At 29.8% G+C, this 23,503-nt stretch carries 31 protein-coding genes and 1 pseudogene; 15 read left to right on the forward strand and 17 right to left on the reverse strand.

Annotated elements, in window-relative coordinates; genetic code table 11:
• Positions 1–49: 49 nt before the first annotated feature.
• Together GCU34_RS02675 and GCU34_RS02680 are read left to right on the forward strand one after the other, a co-directional pair.
• A complete protein-coding gene (locus GCU34_RS02675) occupies positions 50–1,804 on the forward strand; it encodes a discoidin domain-containing protein (protein ID WP_072785318.1) in 1,755 nt (584 codons plus the stop codon).
• Positions 1,804–2,634: an endonuclease/exonuclease/phosphatase family protein gene (locus GCU34_RS02680; RefSeq protein ID WP_072785316.1), complete on the forward strand. Its 831-nt coding sequence runs from the start codon at positions 1,804–1,806 to the stop codon at positions 2,632–2,634. The genes GCU34_RS02675 and GCU34_RS02680 overlap by 1 nt, the downstream gene beginning before the upstream one ends.
• 37 nt (positions 2,635–2,671) lie before the next feature.
• On the opposite strand, the gene GCU34_RS02685 is transcribed toward GCU34_RS02680, so the two are convergent.
• The 11 genes from GCU34_RS02685 to GCU34_RS02730 form a co-directional block, all read right to left on the reverse strand.
• The gene (locus tag GCU34_RS02685) at positions 2,672–2,992 is read right to left on the reverse strand and encodes a hypothetical protein (protein WP_072785314.1); all 321 of its coding nucleotides are present in this window, start codon (positions 2,990–2,992) and stop codon (positions 2,672–2,674) included.
• 11 nt (positions 2,993–3,003) lie between these two features.
• Complete coding sequence (creD, locus tag GCU34_RS02690) at positions 3,004–4,098, reverse strand: cell envelope integrity protein CreD (protein ID WP_317040840.1); 1,095 nt, start codon at positions 4,096–4,098, stop codon at positions 3,004–3,006.
• Positions 4,085–4,357 carry an inner membrane CreD family protein gene (locus tag GCU34_RS14195; RefSeq protein ID WP_317040839.1) on the reverse strand — a complete coding sequence of 91 codons (273 nt, stop codon included), beginning with the start codon at positions 4,355–4,357 and terminating at the stop codon, positions 4,085–4,087. The genes creD and GCU34_RS14195 overlap by 14 nt, the downstream gene beginning before the upstream one ends.
• A 10-nt stretch (positions 4,358–4,367) precedes the next feature.
• On the reverse strand, positions 4,368–4,673 hold the full coding sequence (locus GCU34_RS02695; protein WP_072785312.1) for a hypothetical protein: 306 nt from the start codon (positions 4,671–4,673) through the stop codon (positions 4,368–4,370).
• Positions 4,674–4,675: 2 nt separating this feature from the next.
• Complete coding sequence (locus GCU34_RS02700; protein WP_072785310.1) at positions 4,676–5,131, reverse strand: hypothetical protein; 456 nt, start codon at positions 5,129–5,131, stop codon at positions 4,676–4,678.
• Positions 5,132–5,172: 41 nt separating this feature from the next.
• Complete coding sequence (locus GCU34_RS02705; protein WP_072785308.1) at positions 5,173–5,469, reverse strand: winged helix-turn-helix domain-containing protein; 297 nt, start codon at positions 5,467–5,469, stop codon at positions 5,173–5,175.
• A gap of 27 nt (positions 5,470–5,496) precedes the next feature.
• A complete protein-coding gene (locus GCU34_RS02710; protein WP_072785306.1) occupies positions 5,497–6,108 on the reverse strand; it encodes a hypothetical protein in 612 nt (203 codons plus the stop codon).
• Positions 6,109–6,324: 216 nt separating this feature from the next.
• A complete protein-coding gene (locus GCU34_RS02715; protein WP_072785304.1) occupies positions 6,325–7,173 on the reverse strand; it encodes a hypothetical protein in 849 nt (282 codons plus the stop codon).
• 109 nt (positions 7,174–7,282) lie between these two features.
• The gene (kdsA, locus tag GCU34_RS02720; RefSeq protein WP_072785302.1) at positions 7,283–8,101 is read right to left on the reverse strand and encodes a 3-deoxy-8-phosphooctulonate synthase; all 819 of its coding nucleotides are present in this window, start codon (positions 8,099–8,101) and stop codon (positions 7,283–7,285) included.
• Positions 8,102–8,171: 70 nt separating this feature from the next.
• Positions 8,172–8,636, reverse strand: coding sequence for a 2-dehydro-3-deoxyphosphooctonate aldolase (locus tag GCU34_RS02725; protein WP_072785300.1), 465 nt, complete (start codon positions 8,634–8,636; stop codon positions 8,172–8,174).
• Positions 8,636–9,097: a DUF4199 domain-containing protein gene (locus GCU34_RS02730; protein WP_072785298.1), complete on the reverse strand. Its 462-nt coding sequence runs from the start codon at positions 9,095–9,097 to the stop codon at positions 8,636–8,638. Before GCU34_RS02730 ends, GCU34_RS02725 begins: the two co-directional genes overlap by 1 nt.
• 93 nt (positions 9,098–9,190) lie before the next feature.
• Here GCU34_RS02730 and GCU34_RS02735 point away from each other — a divergent pair, with 93 nt between their 5' ends.
• The 4 genes from GCU34_RS02735 (at position 9,191) to GCU34_RS02750 (ending at position 11,031) form a co-directional block, all read left to right on the forward strand.
• Positions 9,191–9,748, forward strand: a complete 558-nt coding sequence (locus tag GCU34_RS02735; RefSeq protein WP_072785296.1) for a YeeE/YedE family protein — start codon at positions 9,191–9,193, stop codon at positions 9,746–9,748.
• A 2-nt stretch (positions 9,749–9,750) separates the two neighbouring features.
• Entirely contained in the window at positions 9,751–10,164 is a 414-nt protein-coding gene (locus GCU34_RS02740) for a DUF6691 family protein (RefSeq protein ID WP_072785616.1), read from the forward strand.
• Between the two features lie 63 nt (positions 10,165–10,227).
• On the forward strand, positions 10,228–10,497 hold the full coding sequence (locus GCU34_RS02745) for a heavy-metal-associated domain-containing protein (protein ID WP_072785294.1): 270 nt from the start codon (positions 10,228–10,230) through the stop codon (positions 10,495–10,497).
• Between the two features lie 117 nt (positions 10,498–10,614).
• A complete protein-coding gene (locus GCU34_RS02750) occupies positions 10,615–11,031 on the forward strand; it encodes a lipocalin-like domain-containing protein (protein ID WP_072785292.1) in 417 nt (138 codons plus the stop codon).
• Between the two features lie 44 nt (positions 11,032–11,075).
• Here GCU34_RS02750 and GCU34_RS02755 read toward each other — a convergent pair whose 3' ends face one another.
• Positions 11,076–11,351 carry an ATP-dependent Clp protease adaptor ClpS gene (locus GCU34_RS02755; protein WP_072785289.1) on the reverse strand — a complete coding sequence of 92 codons (276 nt, stop codon included), beginning with the start codon at positions 11,349–11,351 and terminating at the stop codon, positions 11,076–11,078.
• 24 nt (positions 11,352–11,375) lie between these two features.
• Positions 11,376–12,215, reverse strand: a complete 840-nt coding sequence (prmA, locus tag GCU34_RS02760) for a 50S ribosomal protein L11 methyltransferase (RefSeq protein ID WP_072785288.1) — start codon at positions 12,213–12,215, stop codon at positions 11,376–11,378.
• Between the two features lie 79 nt (positions 12,216–12,294).
• Between prmA and GCU34_RS02765 the strand changes: the two genes are divergently transcribed.
• From GCU34_RS02765 to ygiD, 5 genes are all read left to right on the forward strand, one after another.
• Positions 12,295–13,515: a porin gene (locus GCU34_RS02765; protein WP_072785286.1), complete on the forward strand. Its 1,221-nt coding sequence runs from the start codon at positions 12,295–12,297 to the stop codon at positions 13,513–13,515.
• A gap of 50 nt (positions 13,516–13,565) precedes the next feature.
• Positions 13,566–14,393, forward strand: coding sequence for a CvfB family protein (locus GCU34_RS02770; RefSeq protein ID WP_072785284.1), 828 nt, complete (start codon positions 13,566–13,568; stop codon positions 14,391–14,393).
• A 48-nt stretch (positions 14,394–14,441) separates the two neighbouring features.
• Complete coding sequence (locus tag GCU34_RS02775; RefSeq protein ID WP_072785282.1) at positions 14,442–15,434, forward strand: YheT family hydrolase; 993 nt, start codon at positions 14,442–14,444, stop codon at positions 15,432–15,434.
• Positions 15,415–15,687, forward strand: coding sequence for a hypothetical protein (locus GCU34_RS02780; RefSeq protein WP_143146232.1), 273 nt, complete (start codon positions 15,415–15,417; stop codon positions 15,685–15,687). The genes GCU34_RS02775 and GCU34_RS02780 overlap by 20 nt, the downstream gene beginning before the upstream one ends.
• A 94-nt stretch (positions 15,688–15,781) precedes the next feature.
• Complete coding sequence (ygiD, locus tag GCU34_RS02785) at positions 15,782–16,615, forward strand: 4,5-DOPA-extradiol-dioxygenase (RefSeq protein ID WP_072785614.1); 834 nt, start codon at positions 15,782–15,784, stop codon at positions 16,613–16,615.
• On the opposite strand, the gene GCU34_RS02790 is transcribed toward ygiD, so the two are convergent.
• The 3 genes from GCU34_RS02790 to GCU34_RS02800 all read right to left on the reverse strand — a co-directional run bounded on the left by GCU34_RS02790 (position 16,612) and on the right by GCU34_RS02800 (position 19,319).
• Entirely contained in the window at positions 16,612–17,613 is a 1,002-nt protein-coding gene (locus tag GCU34_RS02790) for a serine hydrolase domain-containing protein (RefSeq protein WP_152378347.1), read from the reverse strand. The genes ygiD and GCU34_RS02790 overlap by 4 nt on opposite strands.
• Before the next feature lie 160 nt (positions 17,614–17,773).
• Positions 17,774–18,208 carry a PH domain-containing protein gene (locus GCU34_RS02795; RefSeq protein WP_072785277.1) on the reverse strand — a complete coding sequence of 145 codons (435 nt, stop codon included), beginning with the start codon at positions 18,206–18,208 and terminating at the stop codon, positions 17,774–17,776.
• 1 nt (position 18,209) lies between these two features.
• Complete coding sequence (locus GCU34_RS02800; protein WP_072785275.1) at positions 18,210–19,319, reverse strand: C1 family peptidase; 1,110 nt, start codon at positions 19,317–19,319, stop codon at positions 18,210–18,212.
• A 191-nt stretch (positions 19,320–19,510) separates the two neighbouring features.
• On the opposite strand from GCU34_RS02800, the gene GCU34_RS02805 reads away from it, so the two are divergent.
• From GCU34_RS02805 to GCU34_RS02820, 4 genes and pseudogenes are all read left to right on the forward strand, one after another.
• Positions 19,511–20,350, forward strand: a complete 840-nt coding sequence (locus GCU34_RS02805) for a 1,4-dihydroxy-2-naphthoyl-CoA synthase (RefSeq protein ID WP_072785273.1) — start codon at positions 19,511–19,513, stop codon at positions 20,348–20,350.
• Between the two features lie 76 nt (positions 20,351–20,426).
• Positions 20,427–21,319, forward strand: a pseudogene (gene menA / locus GCU34_RS02810) (1,4-dihydroxy-2-naphthoate octaprenyltransferase).
• Between the two features lie 12 nt (positions 21,320–21,331).
• Positions 21,332–22,009, forward strand: coding sequence for a metal-dependent hydrolase (locus GCU34_RS02815; protein ID WP_072785269.1), 678 nt, complete (start codon positions 21,332–21,334; stop codon positions 22,007–22,009).
• Positions 22,010–22,093: 84 nt separating this feature from the next.
• Positions 22,094–23,128: an o-succinylbenzoate synthase gene (locus GCU34_RS02820; protein WP_072785267.1), complete on the forward strand. Its 1,035-nt coding sequence runs from the start codon at positions 22,094–22,096 to the stop codon at positions 23,126–23,128.
• 99 nt (positions 23,129–23,227) lie between these two features.
• Here the strand turns inward: GCU34_RS02820 and GCU34_RS02825 are convergent, their stop codons facing one another.
• On the reverse strand, positions 23,228–23,461 hold the full coding sequence (locus GCU34_RS02825; RefSeq protein WP_072785265.1) for a hypothetical protein: 234 nt from the start codon (positions 23,459–23,461) through the stop codon (positions 23,228–23,230).
• Between the last annotated feature and the right edge of the window lie 42 nt (positions 23,462–23,503).

A 23,503-nucleotide genomic window follows, 5' to 3' on the forward strand; every position in this document is an offset into this window, starting at 1 on the left:
GTGCCCTTTGGTAGTAATGCTAAAGGGTATTTTTTTAAGATCTAAAAAGATGAAAAAAATTATTTTAGTAATCGTTTTACATTTTGCTTTTCTAAGTTTAGCTCAGCAAAAAACCTTTTGTAATCCAATCAATGTAGATTACGGATATACACCATTTAAAAGTTTTTCGGCTCAAGGAAAACATCGTGCCACAGCCGATCCGGTAATTGTAAATTTTCAAAATAAATACTTTTTGTTTTCAACCAATCAAGAAGGCTATTGGTGGAGTGACGATATGTTGCACTGGAAATTTGTATACCGAAAGTTTCTTTTAGACGACAAATACACACACGATTTAAATGCGCCGGGAATTTTTACTATGAAAGATACGATGTATGTTTATGGTTCAACTCATGAGAAAGATTTTCCAATTTGGAAAAGTACTAATCCAACAAAAGACGATTGGCAAATAGCTGTCGATACATTAAAAGTAGGAGCATGGGATCCTGGTTTTTTATACGACGAAGAAAAAGATAAATTGTATTTATATTGGGGTTCAAGTAACGAATTTCCATTAATGGGAACCGAATTAAATACCAAAACATTACAATCAGATGGTTTTGTAAAACCGATGTTGACTTTAAAGCCTGAAGATCATGGTTGGGAACGTTTTGGCGAATACAGCGATAATACGTTTTTGCAACCTTTTATGGAAGGTGCTTGGGTAACCAAATACAAAAACAAATATTACCTACAATATGCAGCTCCCGCAACTGAATTCAGTGGTTATGCCGATGGTGTGTACGTGAGTTCAAATCCATTAGAAGGTTTTGCTTACCAACAACACAATCCGTTGTCGTATAAACCCGGAGGTTTTGCTCGTGGTGCTGGTCATGGTGCAACATATCAGGATAATTTTGGGAATTGGTGGCATGTTTCTACTATTATTTTGGGACAAAAAAACAACTTCGAAAGACGTTTAGGGATTTGGCCAGCCGGTTTCGATCAAGATGATGTCATGTATTGTAACACGGCTTATGGCGATTATCCAACGTTTATTCCGGAATATGCAAAAGGGAAAGATTTTACTAAAGGTTTATTTGCTGGATGGATGTTGTTAAATTACAATAAACCTGTTCAAGTTTCATCGACTTTAGGAGGATATTCGCCTAATTATGTGGTTGATGAAGACATGAGAACCTATTGGAGTGCCAAAACAGGTGAAAAAGGCGAGTGGTTTCAAACCGATTTAGTTGAAGTTTCTACTGTAAATGCAATCCAAATTAATTATGCCGATCAAGATGTAGAATTCTTAGGAAAAAGTCAAGGTGTATTTCATCAGTACAAAATTTGGGCTTCAAATGATGGTAAAAAATGGGAATTGGCTGTAGATAAAAGCAAAAATAATACAGATGTTCCGCATGATTATATTGAATTGGCAAAGCCAATAAAAGCACGCTATTTGAAATTGGAAAACCTAAAAATGCCAACAGGAAAATTTGCTTTGAGCGGTTTCCGTGTTTTTGGGAAAGGAAATGGAAAAGCTCCGGAAAAAGTGGAAAATTTCATGGTTTTACGCGCTGATAAAGCTAAATTTGGCGAAAGAAGAAGTTCTTGGATTCGTTGGAAACAAAACAATTTAGCTGACGGTTATGTGATTTATTTCGGGAAATCGCCTGATAAATTATACGGAAGTATCATGGTGTATGGGAAAAACGATTATTTCTTTACAGGAATGGATAGAACCGATACCTATTATTTCCAAATTGAAGCCTTTAATGCCAATGGAATTAGCGAAAGAACAGAAGTTATAAAAGTAGACTAATGAAAAAGCTTGTTTTTTTATTTCTTTGGATTCCCACAATGGTTTTGGCTCAAAACGATTTGAGTGTGATGAGCTATAATGTGCGTTTGGGTTCGGCTGAAGATGGTGAAAACAGTTGGGATTTTCGCAAGGAAAAAGTAGCCGAATTAATAGGCTATTACGAGCCTGATTTCTTAGGAATGCAGGAAGTTCAGAAAATGCAATTAGATTATTTGTTGGAAAATCTTTCGCAATACAAATTTATTGGTTTACCAAGAGAAAATGGGGAATTTGCAGAATATTCGTGTATTTTTTATAATGCCGAAAAGTTTAAAGTTTTAGAATACAAATCCTTTTGGTTGTCTGAAACCCCAAACGAAATGTCTAAAGGTTGGGATGCTGCTTGTCATCGAATTGTAACCTATGGATTATTTCAGGATAAAAAGAGCAAACAGAAATTTTGGATTGCCAACACACATTTAGATCACATGGGCATGAAAGCGCGTGAAGAATCGGCGAAAATGTTAGTTGAGTTTTCTAAAGAGTTGAAAACTAAAAAAAATATTCCGTTTATTTTAACAGGAGATTTTAATGCTGAGCCAAATGATAAGGTTATTTCAATTTTAAAAGATACTTTAGTTGATAGTTATACAAGTTCAAATAAAAAGCCTTATGGACCCAAAGGCACTTGGAATGGATTTAAATTTAATGATAAAATTGAAACTCGTTTAGATTATATTTTTTATACCAAAGAGAAAAGTTTAACAGTTGGATCGATTTCAATAATAGACGATTTTTACGATTTTAAATATCCAAGCGATCATTTACCAGTTTTGGTTCATTTTAAATAAAATAAAAAGGGATTACAATTTGTAATCCCTTTTTTAATTAATTCCAAAGTGTACCATCTAAACCAAGTATAGTCCCTATCCATATAAAGTATACGAATACAAGTATGCTTAATAGTATTCGTAAGAGTTTCGCAAAACTATTTTGAATAGAAAACGTGTTTATTAAATAACAACACGCACCTCCAAAAGCTCCAGCAATCGGTGTAATAATTAAAGGTCGCACAAACCAATATTCGTTCCATTCTGGTTTTGGTTGATCTACACTTAAAATGATGAAACCAACAAAAGTTAAAGCTATTATGTAGCCCAAAGCCATCATACTAACTAGATATTTTTTATTTATAAATTCAATTTTCATAATTCTATTTTTTAATTGTTATTCCAATCAATTTTTCTTGAGAAATACATTACCGCTCCTAAAATTAAGAATAATCCAATACTTCCTACTAATAAAGCGTAATCTTCTAACTGAATAATTACATAAATAAAGCTATAAAGTAACGTTAGTGCACCTGTAATAAACAATGGAAACTTCTTATTTTTCAATACAGATATCGAATATAATAACAACATTACAATAACTGAACTAGCAGCAATGGAATAAGCAATCATAAAACTTGAATGTTCGGTTATTGAAATTAGTAATGTGTAAAACATAATTAAAGCTAAACCAATCATCGTATATTGAAAAATATGAATGTTTATTTTACTGATGGTTTGAATTAAAAAGAAAATTAAAAATGTTAAACCAATTACTAAAATTCCATATTTAGAAGCTCGTTCGTTCTGTTGGTATTGATCAACCGTTTCAATTAGTTTAGCTCCATAAGAATATTCATTTAAATTAGGAATCTTCTCTGTATATTGTTGTGCAAAAGGTCTGTTAACGTGAATTAGTTTCCAATCGGCGTGAAAACTTTTGTTTGTAATGTTTTTCGTTGTATCAAGTGGCGCATAATTTCCAATAAATGACGGAGAATTCCAGTTGGCATCAATACTTGTTTTGGTTGTTTTACCAATAGGAATAAATTCAATTGAATTGCTTCCGTTGTATTGTATATCAAAGTTAAAATCTAAATTGGCAATAGAATCGAGGTTGAAATTTTTGGTTTCCAAAACATCAAAATTATTTTTAGATTCTCCATTGGTTTCCAAAGTAAATTTTTTACCATTAAGTTTAATAAACAAATCACTTTTTATACTTTTTAAGTTTGAAGTTCTAATTTGAACTGTAGCTTTATCCCAAAGTACATTTTCGGGTTTAATACCAAGTTTTTCAAAGTTGAGTTCTTTAAAATTTCCATTAACACCAACATTCGCTTTAAAAACTATTGGTTTATAAAGTCCGAGTTTTAGTTTATCAACTTTATCAACTTTTGTTGTGTGATTGAGTTCGAATGGGAAGAAATAAGCATTTTGTGTGTAGGCATATTTTTTAATGGTTTTCTCTTTAGTTTTTTTCATCTTTTTCTTCAGTTTGAGAGTAAATCTTATACGGAACTTTTAAAACAGGTCCCATTAAATTTATAGTATCTCCCCAAGAATTTGTGACTTTAATTGTTGCTTCATTTTTTCTTTCTGATCGTTCTCTAATAAGATCCTGAACTAATGTTAACGGAATTAATAAAACTAAAGTTAAAATTCCTACCATCATCATTTTGGCAGTATTTGTTTGAAACCAAGTTGATCTTTCAAATGTTTCTTTTTCTGTTTGATTTTCCATGATTTTGTGTTTATAATGTTCTTAATGTGATGAATAAATAAAATGTCGCTATTGGAATATTAGCTAGTAAAATGAGTAAGCGAATAACATACATTTCATATTCTTTGAGGTTTAGAAATAATTTGATTATTAAAATTACAGCCGCTAAAAGATTTACTAAGAAAGTGAGTACGACATAGAAGTAGCCAGTTATTATTACAAATTCATTTTTTGGGAGTACTAAGTGAATTACTAATAATAATGTTCCTAAAGCCAATGAAACTAACATGAGTTGAGTTGTTGGGTATAAGTTTTTAAACTGTTTTAGTTCGTTCATAATTATTTGATATTAAAAATTGATTGAATTGAATTTGTGGGTTGGTGTAATAATCTAAAAAAGTCTAAATCATAGAATTGATAGGCGTTTTTTCCTCTTTTGTAGCAATCGATAAAACTTTTATAATGATTAGGGTAAAAGACGATTCCTGTTGAAATAACTATAAATACAAACGGACTTTTTTTACCATTTCCCAAAAGGTAAAATTGCATGTAAACTTCTTCTTTAACAGTCGTACCAATTTTCGTTAATACATGAAAAATATCGTGTTCTTCCAAACTATCTTGTACTTGGTAGTTGTTAGTTAATAAAAATTGCCCTAAATCGTGACCTAAGCTTCCTGTTTCATTTTGTAACAATGAGCTTACGGTAACTCCCCAAGGTTCATTATTTTTAAAGAAAAACGAGTAGGGGATTTTGATAGTTCTGTACAGAAATTCGATTATTTTATCTTTCATAAAGTACTTTGTATTTCAAAGTTAAATGGTAAAAAAATATATTATTGACCTGATATTAATTTTTCTAATGCTTCAATATGTTCCTGAAACGCTTTTTTTCCAGCTTTTGTTGCTATGTATTTAGTGTTAGGTTTTCTTCCAATAAATTGCTTTTCAACTACAATGTAATTTTCAGCTTCCAAGGCTTTAGCATGACTGGCAAGATTACCATCAGTAACACCAAGAATTTCTTTAAGCGAGGTGAAATCAGCACTTTCATTAACCATCAATACCGACATAATCCCCAAACGAATTCGGTGATCAAAAGCTTTGTTGATATTTTGGATAATGTTTTTCACTATTTTCTACAAAAATAAGATTTGTTTTTATTGGTTTCTATCATATTTAAAATACATAATGCTTCCATACAAAATATGAGCAACACCAAAACCTAAAACCCAAAACCAAAGTCCGTAACCAGAAAATTCTACAGCAACCAAACCTAATATAATTTCGGTAATTCCTAAATAACGTACGTCCCTTAATGTATATTTACTAGCACTAAAACAAGCTAAACCATAAAACAAAAGTGTTATAGGAGCAATTAAGCCATAATAGCCATTACGAAGTAAAAGTAAAGCAAAAATACCGCCAGCAACTAATGGAATTGCAAAATTGATAAGTAATCTTTTTGATGAAGTATTCCAAACTTTTTCATTATTCTTCTTTGCCTTTTTAACAGTTAAAATATAAGCAGTAACTAAAGAAGCAAATAAAGTAACAAATGCGGTAAGCACGATCTTTTTAAATACTAAACTTTCTAATGTAATGAATCTATCATAATGATTATTGATAAGATGATTTACATAGAGCGCACCAATAATTGCATAAATACCAGCTAATATTCCAGAAAGTCCACTCAAAGAGAAAAATTGAGTCGAACGATTCATAATATCCTTAATTTCTTTAATGTCGTTTAAGTATTTGCTTGCTTCCATGTTAAAGTACTTTGAAAAACAAAGTAAGTATAAAAAATTATTTCTACCAAATATTTTTCAAAAAAAAACCAACATTAAATTGGTCACTATAAAAAAATAATAAAATTATGAAACACCCCTAAAGTCCCCTCAAGGGACAGTTCTTATTTTAATCTGCTATAATTGTCCCCTTGAGGGGACTTTAGGGGTGTAAATTTGAAAAGTGTAATATCTAATTTAAATTCTAAAGATTCCTCCAAAAGCAATGGTTCTTTGTAAAAACCAAAAATGTTGTTCAGCGTGATCGTCTTTACTTTGTGTAGTTCTAATGTCATTCATTTCAATATAACCACCTTTTAACTCAGCTTGAATAAAGAAATATTTTAAGAAAGTTAAGTTTAATCCAGCTTTTGCCGATAAACCAAAACCAGCTACATGAAATTGATCGTATCTTTCTTTATCAAGTAATGTTGTATTTGTTTTTGGGTAAATAAATCCACCACCTAGACCTTCAGTTAAATTGATTTGTAATTTATCAGTATTTAATGTTTTACTGAAAAGTTTACTAATATCATCTACTCTAGAAAACTCAGTATTTACATAATTTAAACCATCAGTATGTTCAAAAAGTAAAAAGTCTTCATCAAGAGTTAATTCATCTGCAGTTGGATTTTCATTATAAGATCCTGCATTTGGATAATACCCACTGTAATGAACTCTTCTGTCGTTATACATTACATATTTCATGTGATCGAAACCAATCGAAATATTGTAGTGATCTGAAATAAAATAACCCATTCTAAAGTTCGTTTGAGGGATGGTCATTCTACTAGGGTTGATGTAATCGATATGCCAACCTTTAGGTTTGTCATGTGCTTCTACATCGTAAATGGTAAAATCATAATCTTTTCCAACAAATCGAATATCCGATTTTGTATAGTTAGCTCTATTTCCTCCCCAGAAGATATAAAACTTTCCTTTGTTGTGAGCGGTGTATTTTTCAGGTGCTTCTACTATTTCTTGCGAAAAGGTGTACTGTGAAAAAACACAAAAAGATAGTACAACCATTAGAAATGATTGTTTCATATATGTAAAAAAATGTTTGTTAGTAGGGCATACATGTTATCGCTTTTTCGGGATTTGTAATACAAATTCGATTTTATTTGCGATTTCATTTAAATTTAAAAAATATAGGTTAAAATTGATTTACGGTTTTTCTAATAGCGACTAATTTTTTCATTAAACCTTCAAAGTAATCTAAGTGTAACATATTAGCGCCATCACTTTTTGCATTTGCAGGATCAAAGTGTGTCTCAATAAAAATTCCATCAACACCTACAGCAATACCAGCTTTAGCAATAGTTTCAATCATATCAGGACGACCACCAGTTACACCACTTGTTTGATTAGGCTGTTGTAATGAATGTGTTACATCAAGTACAGTTGTACCAAATTGTTTCATTGTGGGAATTCCTCTAAAGTCTACAATCATATCTTGGTAACCAAACATTGTTCCTCTATCAGTAATCATGAAGTTTTCATTATTACAGTCTAAAACTTTTTGTGCTGCATGTTTCATACTTTCAGGACTCATAAATTGTCCTTTTTTAAGATTTACTGTTTTTCCAGTATTTGCAGCAGCAACTACTAAATCAGTTTGGCGAACTAAAAATGCAGGAATTTGTAATACATCTACATATTCTGCTGCCATAGCCGCATCTTCATTGGTATGTATGTCTGTTACAGTTGGAATACCAAATTCTTTCGAAACTTTATTTAAAATTTTTAAGGCTTTTTCGTCACCAATTCCTGTAAAACTATCTACTCTAGAACGATTTGCTTTTTTAAAAGATCCTTTAAAAACATAAGGAATTTTTAAATCGTCAGTAATTTTTACAAGTTTTTCTGCTATTTGCATAGCCATTTCTTCTCCTTCAATTGCACATGGACCAGCTAAAACAAAGAAATTTCCACTGTCAGTATGTTTAATTTGAGGTATGTTGTTTAAATTCATGTTGTCTATTTTTTCGGTTGCAAAGATACTAACAATTGTTATTTTTTTGATGCTACAATTGTTACAAAATTTATTTTTCTATTTCTGTTATTGGTTTAATATTGAATCCTTTAGGACAAAGTATTTTACCTTTTTCATAAATATTAAAATGTAACGTCACTTTTTTAGGATTATTTTTAAAAGTTACTTCATAAATACCAAGTGTTCCTGCTCCCATAGTATTGTGAGTTGTAGGAAACGGGCAGCAAGTATCAATTTTTTCATATTTTTCAATGGGTTCATTATTCGGACCAACTAAACCATTAAAAAAGTATCCAATATAAATACTTTCTTGTCTTTCTAACATGAGACCAATATTGATAGGATAATCAGAATCATATCCATATTTCATATCGTTAGCATATTCTGTAAATTGAAAAGCTTTATTAATAACTTTTGGTTTCACCGCTGTTTCATCTACGTTTTTTAATGTAGATTTTGTACTAGTACAACTAGTAATTACTAGAACGGCGAAAATGTAAAGAATCTTTTTCATTATTTATTTTTTAAAAAATAACTAACTATAGCAGCAATTACTACACCAAACGATAATTTATCGAAAATGTTGTTTTTTACAAATACACCAATGTTATATTGAAAATCTGCTATTTCTTTATTGCTTGAAGCTCTTTTGGCTAATTCAAAAAAATCGGGTGACAAATAAGTAAATGTTATGTAAACTATTAAACTAGAGGTTAAAGCTATAAAAAAGGAAGCAATAATACCACTAGTTGTAGCTTGTTTCCAATTGATATTTCCTTCAAAAATTTTCTCTTTCTTTTCTTTAATTTGGAAGTAGTAAATAATAACTGCTACAAAGACAAATAGTAAATTAAATAGTGATTCGTAAACAACTTTAGTTGAATGAAAACCTAATGATTTTTCTAAAAACATCCATAATAAATAGATTGCCGCATACCATAAAGACCATTTTATTTCAACTGAATATTTGTTCATTTTGTAATTTTAATTTTAGCTCAAAGATACTGTTTTTATTGGAATTGTTTTTAACCTTATCGATGCGTATCTTTGCAATTAAAAATTGCTGTTATGAATTATTTATTGGGAACTTGGCATTGGTCAATTTCAGGTTTTTTAATTGGCTTAGTAATGCTAATTCTAATTTATTTCGGAAAAAGTTTCGGAATGTCTTCAAATTTGAGAACAATTTGTACTATGTTAGGTGCTCAAAAATTCTCTGATTTTTTTAAGTTCGATTGGAGAGAACAAAAATGGAGTTTAGCTGTTATTCTTGGAGCTATTTTAGGAGGATTTATTGCAATTCAATTTTTGAGTAATAATGAAATAGTTGATTTAAATCCTAAAACAGTTGAAGCGCTACAAAATTACCATATAGATTATGAAAAAGGGAAATTGTTACCTGAAACTCTATTTTCATTTGAAAATATTTTCACATTAAAAGGTATTGCAATTTTATTTTTAGGAGGAATTTTAGTTGGTTTCGGAACGCGTTATGCTGGAGGTTGTACTTCTGGACATGCAATTTCTGGATTAAGTAATTTACAAATTCCGTCACTTATTGCAGTAATAGGATTTTTTGTTGGTGGTTTGATTATGGTGCATTTAATTTTTCCTTTAATTTTTTAATGATGAAGTTATTTAGATTTTTTGCTGTTGGTATAATTTTCGGAATTGTTTTAACAAAATCTGAGGCGGTTTCTTGGTATAGAATTTTCGAAATGTTCCGTTTTGAATCATTTCACATGTACGGAATTATTTGTACCGCAATTGTAACGGGTATTATTGGTTTACAAATTATCAAAAAGATGAGAGTTAAAGATTTTAATGGTTATCCTATAATGATTGTTGAAAAAGAAAAAGGTTTCTACCGATATGTAATTGGCGGTTTGTTATTTGGATTAGGCTGGGGACTTGTAGGAAGTTGTCCTGGACCAATATTTATTTTAATAGGAACTGGAGCTTTATCAATGATTATTGTTTTAATTGGAGCAGTATTAGGAACATTCCTGTATGGAATTATAAAAGATAAATTACCTCATTAATGTGACTAAAGTCACATTTTTTGTTTGTAGTTAGTTTTAAATTTGTTTTCAAAATATTTAAAAATGGAAGCAAAAATTATAATTCAAAACCTTAAATGTGGTGGTTGTGCCAATACTGTTACTAAAAATTTAATGCAATTAGACGGAGTTTCTAATGTAATGGTTAATGTAGAAGAGAGTTCTGTTTCTTTCGAATTTGACTCGGAAGCAAATCTTACAGAAGTTAAAAACACTTTAAATCGCTTAGGATATCCTGAAGATGGAGAAGTAAATTCGCTATCATCTAAAGCAAAATCATATGTAAGTTGCGCTGTTGGAAAAATATCAAAATAATTTCATAAGTTTAGCTTATTTAGAATTATTTTAAATTTTGTTTTGTAAGTTTTTTTTCTTAAAAGTTTCTTAAAAAATGTTTTTATTTGCAGCATAACTTTTAAAAAATTATTACAAATGAAAAAAATTCTATTCTTATTCGTTTCTGCCTTAACATTAGGTTTAACATCATGTAGTAAAGATGATGGAGATTCTGCATCAATTGTTGGTTCTTGGGAATATTACCAGGAGGGTTTCAATTATAGTGGGCAAGAAGAATTAGGACTTCACAGTCATGATTGTACATCAAATAAAGATTATCTAGTTTTTAATGAAGATGGTACAATGACAGAATATTTTTATGATATGGATTGCGATGTTTATGCTGGTTCTGGAACATGGTCTAAAGATGGAAAAAATTTAACAGTTACACTTTATGGAGAAACTGAAACAGCTAAAATTGAAAAATTATCTTCTTCTATTTTAAAAGTAAGTATTACTTATAATGAAGGTGGTGAAAGTTATCAATTTATCCAAGTTTTCCAAAGAAAATAATTGCAAGTTAAATAAAAAAAATCCCGATGAAAATCGGGATTTTTTTATTGTATTTCAGCGCTCAAACCAGCATCGAGTAAAGCACTGCATTTGGGTTGTAGCTCTTTAATTGATCCTGTTTTTACAGTACATTTTCCTGTGTAATGTACTAAAATTGCACATTGTTCTGCTTGCAAAGGATCGTGTTCACAAACCTTAATTAAAGTTTCAATCACATGATCAAAAGTATTTACATCATCATTAAATAAAATAATTTCGTTAAGATTGTCAACTAATTCTTCTACTAAAACTTCTTCTTGTACTTTTTCTATTGTGCTCATAACCTGTAAATTAATTCTTCAAATTTAAGAATTTTTATTATATTTTAATGACATCCAGTTGTTTCTAACAATATCTTTTTCGAAAGTTAAACCTTTAGAAACACAACTTGCATTTATAGCTTCAAAATCTTCGGTGTAAAATCCGCTTAAAAATAATATTCCATTTTCATTTAAACAATCTACATAGGTTTGCATATCGTTTAAAAGAATGTTTCTATTAATATTGGCAATAATTACATCATACTTTTTTCCAACTAATAATGAAGCATCTCCTTCATAAACCGAAATTTGTTTACAATTGTTACGCTCTGCATTTTCAATTGAATTCAAATAACACCAATTATCAATATCTATAGCATCTATTGGTTGTGCTCCTTTCATTTCTGCTAAAATTGCTAAAATTGCAGTTCCGCAGCCCATGTCTAAAGTTTTTTTGCCAACTAAATCGGTTTCTAATAAGTGCTGAATCATCATATGCGTAGTTTCATGATGTCCAGTACCGAAACTCATTTTAGGTTCAATAACAACTTCATATTCAGCATTAGACTTTTCATGAAATGGTGCACGAACATAACATTTTCCATCAACATCAATAGGAGTGAAATTCTTTTCCCATTCTTCGTTCCAATTTACTTGCTCTATCTCTTCAAACTCATAAGAAATTTTAAACTCCTCATTTCCTAAAATATAAACATCGTCTAAAATGTTTTCGTTCCAAAACTCTTTTTGTATGTAAGCCGAAACTCCATTTTCAGTTTCAATAAAACTTTCAAAAGGTAATTCTCCTAATTCGGCAACTAATATTTCAGAACCTAGTTCTTTTGGTTCAACCGTAAAATGATAACCAATGTATATGTTTGACATCCTTATTTTTTTTGCAAATTTAGTTAAACTATAAGATTTGCTAAAATTTTTTATTTTTGCACGCTAAAACAACACAACAATGAAACTTTTTAGCTATTTACTACTATTCCTATTCTCAGTAATAGGCTTTTCGCAAGAAAAAAATGATTCTTTAAAAACTTCCAACGATTTAAAATTAGCTGCATTACCTTATTATAATTATGGTAAAGGATTAGGAATAACTTCAGCAGATAGTTTATTTCAGTTAAATATTCGTTTTAGAATGCAAAATAGGGTAACTTATTTTAATGAAGAAGGAAAAGATAATAGATATGAAGCACATATTAGAAGATTACGACTTCGTTTTGATGGTTATGTTTATAATCCTAAATTTATATATGTAATTCAGCTTTCTTTTGCTCCTGGCGATGTAGGCGAAGTTCATGAAGGTGAAAATATTAATATTATTAGAGATGCGGTATTTTATTACCGACCAAACAAACACTGGAACATTTTATTCGGACAAACAAAACTTCCAGGAAACCGTCAACGTGTAAATTCTTCTGGAGCTTTACAATTAACAGATCGTTCTATTAATAATGCAAAATTTACTATCGATAGAGATTTTGGAGTTCAAGTTTATTATTTACAAGAATCTCCAGAAAAATTCTCTTACAATGTAAAAACAGCAATTTCGAAAGGAGATGGAAGAAACTGGACACAAACTTCTGATGATGGAGTTGCATTAACTGGTAAAGTAGAGTTATTTCCTTTTGGAAGTTTTACTAAAAATGGTATTTACTTTGAAGGCGATTTAGTTCGTGAGAAGAAACCAAAATTAATGTTATCTGGTGTTTTTCAACAAAATAACAGAGCTGTAAGAACAAATGGTCAACTTGGAGTATTACTTTTTGAACCAAGAACAATGAAATCTTATTTTGCAGATTTAATGTTTAAATACAATGGTTGGGCTTTTATGTCGGCTTATATGCAAAGAGAATCAAAAGATTTAATTACTTATAATCCAGATGATTTTACCGATTTTAATTATGTTTTTGCTGGAAAAGGGATGGATTATCAATTGAGTTATTTATTTAGAAACGATTACGAATTAATTGGTCGTTTTTCAAATCAGTTTGTAGATAAAGAAATTAGAGTTTTTACACCAGATACCAAACAATATAGTTTAGGAGTAACCAAGTATATTAGAGAACATGCATTTAAACTTCAAGCAGAAGTAACTATGGATGAAAAAACATATTATGATGGAACTACAAAAAATAATTGGTACGTAAGAGCTCAGCTTGAAATAGGAATTTAATGTAGCTTATCCATTTCTTTTGGCTACCTTTGCTCTAATATTTAAAAATTATGCTAAACATAGGTCAATACAATACTTTAAAAGTATTACGACATACAAAAGTGGGTTTGTTCTTAGGAGACGAAGAAAATGATGTACTTTTACCAAATAAGTATGTACCAAAAGAATATTTTATTGGTGACGAAATGAACGTTTTTGTTTATTTAGATCACGAAGAACGTCCTGTTGCAACGACACTTAGACCTTATGTAAAACTTAATGAGTTTGCACATTTAAAAGTGAATTTCATTAATAAATTTGGAGCATTTTTAGATTGGGGATTAGAGAAAGATTTGTTCGTTCCCTTTAAGGAGCAAGCAGTTAACATGGAAGTAAATAAACGCTATTTAGTTTATGTTTACTTAGATGAACAAACAAATCGTTTAGTTGCTACAAGCAAGGTTAATAAATATTTCTCGGAAGATTTTCCTCCTTACGAACCTAATCAAGAAGTGGAAGTAATGATTTCACATTTTACCGATTTAGGTGTTAATGTTATTATCGAAAATCAATACAAAGGATTAGTTTTTGCAGGTGAAGTTTTCAAAGATTTAAAATTAGGAACCAAAACCAAAGCTTACATAAAACAAGTTCGTCCTGATGGAAAAATTGATGTTACTTTTAAAAAAATAGGAATTGAATCTATAGACGAAGATGCAGCAATTTTACTAAAAGAATTAAAAGCAAATAATGGTTATTTAGGTTTAACAGATAAAAGCCATCCAGAAGAAATTAAAACGGTTTTACAAATGAGTAAAAAATCATTTAAAAAAGCAGTTGGAAATTTATACAAACAAAGATTAATAGATATTAGAGAAAACGGAATATCACTATTATAGTAAGCTAAACCTACAAATTTTTGTAGGTTTTTTTAATTATACTTAAATATGCCATTCTTAGAAAATACAAGCTACAACCATCAGGTGCCTTTTTTGCATAAAAATGCTCATTTCTCTACTATTTATGCCGGAAAGTTTAAAAAGTTTTTAGCACCAAATTATTCTCGCGAAATCATTGAATTGTTTGATGGCGATTTTTTAGCTATAGATTTTCAAATTAGAAATACTAAAAAAGCAGTTATTTTGTGTCACGGTTTAGAAGGAAATTCGCAAAGAACTTATATAAACAGTTGCGCAACATTATTTCTAGAGAACGATTATTCAGTTTTTGCTTGGAACAATAGAACTTGTAGTGGTAAAATGAATCGTTTGCCAAAAATGTATCATCATGCTTCAATTGAAGATTTAGATGCTGTTATAAAATTTACTTTATCTAAAGGATTTGAAGAAGTTTATTTAATTGGTTTTTCAATGGGTGGAGCTCAAGTTTTAAATTATTTTGGCCGAATTAATGAAATAGACTCTCGAGTTAAAGCAGGAGTTTCAGTTTCTGTCCCTATTGAGATTAAGGCAAGTGCAGATTCACTTAAAAAGGGATTTAATAAAGTATACATGTACAATTTTTTAATTGGTTTAAAACATAAATTGAAATTAAAAGCAGCGCAATTTCCTGAAGTAATCACTTTAGAAAAAGTTAAACAAATTAGAGATTTCGATTTTCTAGATGATAATTTTACAGCTCCCTTACATGGTTTTATTGATCGAAACGATTATTATTACCAAGTTTCTCCTGCAAGAAGTTTAAATAATGTAAAACATCCTGTACTAATTTTAAATTCCTATGATGATCCTTTTTTAGGAGAAGGTTGTTTTCCTGTGCAACTTGCAGAAAATAAAGAGAATTTGTTTTTAGAAGTTACAAATTATGGAGGTCATTGTGCTTTTCCTATAAAAGATTCTAATTATAGCTATGCTGAAATAAAAGCTTTAGAATTTTTCAGTAATGTTAATAATTGTAAAGATGAAAAAACTCTCTTCTGAAAATACTTATTTAATTACTAGTATTTTTCTATCAATCTTGCTTCCTTTTTCTTTTTTTGAAACAGGAACAAATCTTTCTTTCTCTAGTCCGTGGTTACCAATATGGATTTTTGGCTTATTGATTCCTTTTTATGGAATTGTTCAAATAACTAAATTTACAGATGATTGGAATCTAAAATATTGGATAGGTCTTATTCTAAACCTACTAAACTTCTTTTTTGTAAATAGATTTTTTTCTATCAATTTGTGGTAATTTAATAAACAAGATTACGTATATTTGTATATACAAATATTGTATAGAAATGAATAGAAAGAATTTTATTAAATTATTAATAGGAGGTGGAGCAATGATAACAACAAATCAATTCTATAGTTGGTCTAAAGATTTAAACGAGGCCGACACTTTAATGCCGGTTTTATTTATCGGTCATGGATCTCCCATGAATGCAATTGAGGACAATGAGTTTTCTCAGCGTTGGCATAAAATGGGGCAAGAAATTCCAGAACCTAGAGCGGTTGTAGTAATTTCGGCACATTGGTTAACAAGAGGAACTTTTGTAACAGCAATGAATCAGCCAAAAACAATTCACGATTTTGGTGGTTTTCCACAAGCTTTATTTGATGTACAATATCCTGCACCAGGTGAACCTTCATTAGCGGTAGAAATACAAAAAATGATTACGAACCCAGCAGTAGAACTAGATCACGATTGGGGATTAGATCACGGAACTTGGTCGGTTGTGAAACATATGTATCCAAATGCCGATATTCCGGTTTTACAGTTAAGTATAGATTACCATAAACCTGCGGAATATCATTATCAATTAGCAAAGCAATTATTAAACCTACGTAAAAAAGGAGTTTTAATTATTGGGAGTGGAAACATGGTACATAATCTTAGAATGGTAGCTTGGGATAAAATGAATGTAGATAATTATGGTTACGATTGGGCTATAGAAATGAACAATATATTTAAAAACAAGATATTAAGTAAAGATCATAAAGCGTTATTCGAATATGAAAAATTGAATAGTGCAGCTAAATTAGCGATACCAACTCCAGATCATTATTATCCTTTAATTTATAGTTTGGCTTTACAAACTGATAATGATAAAGTAGAATTTTTTAACGATAAGTTAGTGGCAGGTTCCTTAACCATGACCTCGGTAAAAATAGGTTAATCTTCCTCTAATTCAAAAGGATAATTACCAAACAGAACAGAAAGTTGTTTTGTTTGGTAAACTTTTCTAGTAAATTTATTAGAAAGTCCTATGATAGTTACTGTATCTTTCTTCAAAGTTAAATAAGAAGTTGTGCTTCCATGCCACCATCCATTGTGATAAAACATGGTAACATCATTTTCCCATTCTCGAAGTCTTATTCCTAAACCATAATTTTTTACACCTTTACTTTCGTAACTATAACCTTTAAAAATTTTGGCTCTTAATGAATCGGAGAAAAATTTGTTAGAATAAGTTGCTAAATCAAACTTTAATAAATCTCTGGGTGTCGAATATATATTTTTATCGCCATATACTGCATCTAAATGATCGTAAGGAATTTTTTCCCAAGTGCTTTTATAAGATAAACTAGCCGTGTCTTTATCTTTTTTATAGTCAAAGATATAAGTGCTTTTCATGTTTAATGGTTCAAAAAGCAATTTTTGCATTGCTTCAGGAAACGGCATATTACTAATTTTTTCAACCAATAAAGCTAGAAGTGCATAATTTGTATTACAGTAACTAAATTTTGAATCGGGTCTAAATTCTAAATCTATTTTTCCATCACAAATAATCTTTAAAACATCTGTATTATAAAGCATTTCACTTTTATTCCAAATTTCCTTTTTATCTGTAAAGTAAGCATAGTTAGGAATACCACTTCTATGATTTAAAAGCGTTTGAATTGTTATTTTTTCGAAAGGAAATTCTGGAAAATATTTTTGAAAGGTATCTTCTAATTGCAATTTTCCTTCATCAATCATTCTCAAAATCACACTAGCAGTAAGCACTTTACTAATTGAAGCTAAATGTAAAGGAGCATTTTTATCAATCTTCTTTTTGTCTTTATAATTTGAAAAACCTTCATAATCTTCAAAAATGATTTCTCCGTTTTTGGCAACTAAAAATCCGCCACTAAAGTGATCGACATTTATTTTTTCACTATAAAATTTTGAAATTTTACTTTTAAGCTCTTTCTTCTTTTTTTATCAATTTTAGAAAAATTTACGTGGAAAGGAGCTTCAGTTTTTTGATTTGGAATATTTATTTTCTTTTGGTTCGATTCTTTTTTGCAGGAAGTAATAAAAAAAATAGTGGCTAATAGGTAAATTAATTTATTCATTTAGATTCAACAATGATGATATTGGGGTTAATTTGGGTAAGTTCGGCAATAAAATCTATTTCATCTTTTGGAGAAATGTAAACATCTTCAAATTTTTGATAATTAATAATCAACCCATAATGGTTTAAAGAAAATTTCCAAAAACTTGGCACAATAATACCTTTATGATATGATATTTTTGATATCGATTGAATTTTTATTTTCTTTTTAAATGGTCCCGATTTACAAATTAAATAACTCTCGTCAATGGTATAATTTGTTCTAAAAATTATCCAAAGTAGTAATAGAAGTGTAATGCCGTTGATAATTGTAACAATTAGTAAAGCATGAAAATCATTCGAGAAAAACACAGGTAAAGTTGTAGCAACAATAATTAAAATTACTGCTATAAAAATTACTCTAGATGTATTACTTACAGATGATTTATACATTTTACTTTAATTTTTTGGCTAAACTTTTTTCTAAACCGTCTTTATGAACTAAAACTGAAATTGCTTTTAATTTCATAAAGGCTTGACTCATGTAAACATAACCGTTATTTCCAACTCTTGCCGAATTGTTTCCCCAAGAGTTTTTTACTTTATAATAAATATTTCCTTTTTGGTCGACAACTTTACCAACAATATGCATTAAGTGATCGTCTTGAGTATTAAAATTTTCATATTCTTGTTGACGAAATTCAGGAGTTACTTTTACTTCTTCAACAATTTCCGTTAAACCATTTTTATTATCTGATTCGTTCGCAGGAATAAATGCAACACCATATTTTGCAGAAAAAGTATCTTCAGAAACATCACAATCTAATGATAAGGTATATCCTTTTTCAAGTGCATGATCAATATTTGCAATAAATTCATCTAAAGGTAAATTATACATACTACCATTTGAAAAATTATCGGGTACACTTAAAATGAAATTTTGATAATATGGCGCATTTGTAAATGAAGTTATTGTAACATAATCATTTGCATTTAGCTTGGTCATTTCATAAAAAGACTTTGGAGTATATTCTTTACCATCGTAAGTAAATTTTGAAGGAATTTCGCCTAAATAAGTATCCAAAACTTTGGAAATACTTTCTTTCCAATGTTTCGACAAAGGTTTGGTTTCGGTATACGTTTTTACCATTGCTGTTAATACAGAAACCAATTCGGTATGATTATGTTTCTTTTCGTCTTCTGTTAATCCAGTATATACAGATACAGGAACTAAACCATAATTTTTCATACTATTAATGACATCGTGAGCCAAAGCACCTTGGCTAAACTGAGCCGAACCTTGTCTTAAAACATAATTTTCAGCTTTAATAGGATAGGTTGTTCTTGCTTGATACATTTCAGATAAATCAATTTTTTTACCTGTAATTCTATAAATTTCAGACTCTAAAAATGAAGAAGTAGAAAAGCTCCAACAAGTTCCAGTATTGTCTTGAGAAATAACAGGTAAATGCTCTAAATTGATAACTTCCTTAAATTCATAGTTTTGAGAAAATGAATTTAGAAATCCAAATAAAGCTATTGCCGGAATATATATTTTTTTCATTTTAATTAAATATTTTCATTTTTTTTAAATGGAATGCTCATTTTGAATACTTTGCAAATTTTAGTACTTTTTTAGTTGAGCATTTCATAATTTTTATTTTTAAGAAACCGCAAGTTAAAATAAAAATGGCGTATTTTTACGTTCAAATTTAGAAAATAATAGTTAAATATTAATATTTAAAACATTCTGTTATGAGTAAAATCGAATGGCAAACCGTTAGAGAATACGACGATATAACTTATAAAAAATGCAATGGCGTTGCTCGTATTGCATTTAATAGACCGGAAGTAAGAAATGCTTTTAGACCAAAGACTACAGCTGAACTTTTAGATGCTTTTAAAGATGCACATGAAGATACTTCAATTGGTGTAGTTTTATTATCAGCAGAAGGGCCTTCTCCTAAAGACGGAATTTGGTCTTTTTGTAGTGGAGGAGATCAAAGAGCACGAGGACATCAAGGTTACGTAGGAGAAGATGGTTACCACCGTTTAAATATTTTAGAAGTACAACGTTTAATTCGTTTTATGCCAAAAGCTGTTATCGCAGTTGTGCCAGGTTGGGCTGTTGGTGGCGGACATAGTTTACATGTTGTTTGCGATTTAACTTTAGCGAGTAAAGAACATGCTATTTTTAAACAAACAGATGCAGATGTTACTAGTTTTGATGGTGGATATGGTTCTGCATATTTAGCAAAAATGGTAGGACAAAAGAAAGCGCGTGAAATTTTCTTTTTAGGTAGAAATTACTCGGCACAAGATGCTTACGAAATGGGAATGGTAAATGCCGTGATTCCTCACGATGAATTAGAAGATACAGCTTATCAATGGGCACAAGAGATTTTGGAAAAATCACCTATTTCAATCAAAATGTTAAAGTTCGCCATGAACTTAACCGATGATGGAATGGTAGGTCAACAAGTTTTTGCTGGAGAAGCAACTCGTTTAGCTTATATGAGTGATGAAGCAATAGAAGGTAGAAACGCTTTCTTAGAAAAACGTAAACCTAATTTCGAGAAAAAATATATTCCTTAATAAGTAATTAGTGAAGAGTGATTAGTTACTAGTTTTTAGCTAATCACTTTTTACTTTTCACTAATCACTAAATAAAATGAAACATTGGATTCTAGCCGCGCGTTTGCGAACTTTACCATTATCGTTATCAGGTATTATAATGGGAAGTGCTTATGCGTATTATCAAAATAAATTTAACGGAGCTATTTTTGGTTTAGCGATTTTAACGACCTTGTTATTTCAAATTCTTTCAAATTATGCAAATGATTATGGAGATGGTGTAAAAGGAACTGATGCAAATAGAATAGGAGAAAAACGCCTAGTTGCGGCTGGTGTAATTACAGCAAAGCAAATGAAAAATGCTGTGATTCTTTTTTCATTTTTATCGCTTTTAAGTGCTTTAGCCTTAATATTTGTTGCTTTTGGAAAAGATAATTTTACATACATTGTTATTTTTACTTTGCTAGGAATAGCATCGATTGGTGCTGCAATTAAATACACTGTAGGTAGTAATGCTTATGGATATAGTGGTTTAGGAGACGTTTTTGTTTTCATTTTCTTTGGATTAGTAAGTGTTGTAGGTTCAAATTTTTTATATGTAAAACATTTTAATATTGAAGTTTTATTTCCAGCAATTGCAGTTGGTTTTCTTAGTGTGGCTGTTTTAAATTTAAATAATATGCGAGACATAGAAAATGATAAAAAGCAAATAAAAATACATTAGTTGTTAAATTGGGTCTAGAAAAAGCAAAAACATATCATTATATTTTAATTTTTACTGCTCTGGTCTTGTTTATTTTCTTTAATGGAATGTTAGGGCTCAATATGTATGTGTATTTGCCCATTATAGTGGTATTGGCATTACATTTAAAGAAAGTGAAAAATTCGAAAAAATACCCTGATTTTGATCCTGAATTAAAGAAAGTAGCCTTAAGCACATTTGCGTTAACTATTTTATTTTGGTTAACTTTACTTATCACTAATTACTAAATAAATTAAACTATGAAAATTACTTTTTACGGTCATGCTTGTTTGGGAATTCAAGTTAATGATGTTCATGTTTTAGTAGATCCTTTTATTACAGGAAATCCAAAAGCCGCTCATATAGATATTAATTCTCTTAAAGCCGATTATATTTTACTAACTCATGCACATCAAGATCATATTTTAGATGTAGAAGCTATTGCAAAAAGAACAGATGCTGTTATTGTATCAAATTATGAAATTGCATCGCATTACGGTAATAAAGGCTTTCAATATCATCCAATGAATCATGGTGGAAGTTGGGATTTTGAATTTGGAACTTTAAAATATGTAACTGCACATCATACATCTTCTTTTCCAGATGGAAGTTACGGTGGTCAACCAGGTGGATTTGTAATAGAAGGTGAACATAAAAACATCTACATCGCTGGAGATACTGCACTTACAATGGACATGAAATTGATTCCAATGCGTACAAAATTAGACTTAGCAATTTTGCCTATAGGAAGTAATTTTACAATGGATGTTGAAGATGCTATTATTGCTTCAGATTTTGTACAATGTGATAAAGTTTTAGGTTATCATTTTGATACTTTTGGTTACATCGAAATCAATCATGAAGAAGCAAAACGTAAATTCTTTGATAAAAACAAAGATTTAATGCTTTTAGAAATAGGAGAATCAATTGAATTATAATGTTAGTTTAGTTTGTCATCTCGAGCGGAGTCGAGAGATTAGACAAATTATTACATCTCAACTCCGCTCGATGTGACATTAAATATGAAAGCTTCATACAAAAAATACATTTTAAATTTTAAAAGACCAAGTGGAACTTCTCGAGGAATATTAACTGAGAAAGAAACTTGGTTTCTTGTTTTAGAAAAAAACGGTAAAACAGGAGTTGGAGAGTGTGGTATTCTTAGAACCCTTTCAATAGATGATAGACCAGATTATGAAAAAAAATTAAAATGGGTTTGCGAGAATATTCATTTAGGAAAAGATAAACTTTGGGATGAATTAATAGAGTTTCCGTCAATTCAATTTGGAGTGGAAATGGCTTTTCTTTCGTTAGCTTCAAAATCTCCATTTGAATTATTTCCAAGTGAATTTACAGAAGGGAAAAAATCAATGGAAATTAATGGCTTGGTTTGGATGGGAGAACAAGCTTTTATGAAACAACAAATTGAAGAAAAATTAGCACAAGGTTTCCGTTGTATAAAGTTAAAAATTGGAGCAATAGATTTTCAAAAAGAATTAGATTTATTACATTTTATTCGCCAAAATTTTGATGAAAAAACTATTGAAATTCGTGTAGATGCAAACGGAGCTTTTGTATTAAACGAAGCTTTAGATAAATTAAATCAATTATCTGGTTATAAATTACATAGCATCGAACAACCAATTAAAAGTGGGAATCTTAATAGTATGTCAGAACTGTGTAAGAAGACACCTTTTCCTATTGCATTAGATGAAGAACTAATTGGCGTTTTTGGATTGAAAAACAAAGAGCAGTTATTAGAAAAAATTAAACCGCAATATATTATTTTGAAACCAAGTTTAGTTGGCGGTTTTAAAGGAACTTTAGAGTGGATTTCACTTGCTGAAAAGTTAAATATTGGTTGGTGGATTACTTCAGCTTTAGAAAGTAACGTCGGATTAAATGCAATAACTCAATTTACATTTACATTAAATAATCTCATGCCGCAAGGTTTAGGAACAGGAGGTTTATATACCAATAATTTTGATTGCCCTTTATTTATTAAAAATGGAAGAATTTATTATAATCCAAACGAGAATTGGAATTTTATTTTGTAAAAATAATTTTTGTAAATCTTAACTTGTTTCAGATTCTACATAAAAAAAGCAACTTTTAAAAGTTGCTTTTTTTATAACGCATTGTATGTTTATACATAATTATTTTTTATCGGTATCGATATTTACTTCTGTTTGAGTGTCGTCATCTTTTGTTGAAAATTCAACACCATCACTACTAATGCTTACCGAGGTTCCGTTTGCATCATCTTCCGCCGGAGTTTCTGCTGGAACTTCTTTTTCGACCACAACAGTACTATTTTCTTCTTTTTTCTCATTACAAGCAACTAAGCTCATAATAGCTAAACCTGTAAAAATTAAACTAACTTTTTTCATAACATTTTATATTTATAATTACTGATTGCAAGTTACCAAGGT

This window comes from Flavobacterium haoranii, from assembly GCF_009363055.1.
GTDB lineage: Bacteria > Bacteroidota > Bacteroidia > Flavobacteriales > Flavobacteriaceae > Flavobacterium > Flavobacterium haoranii.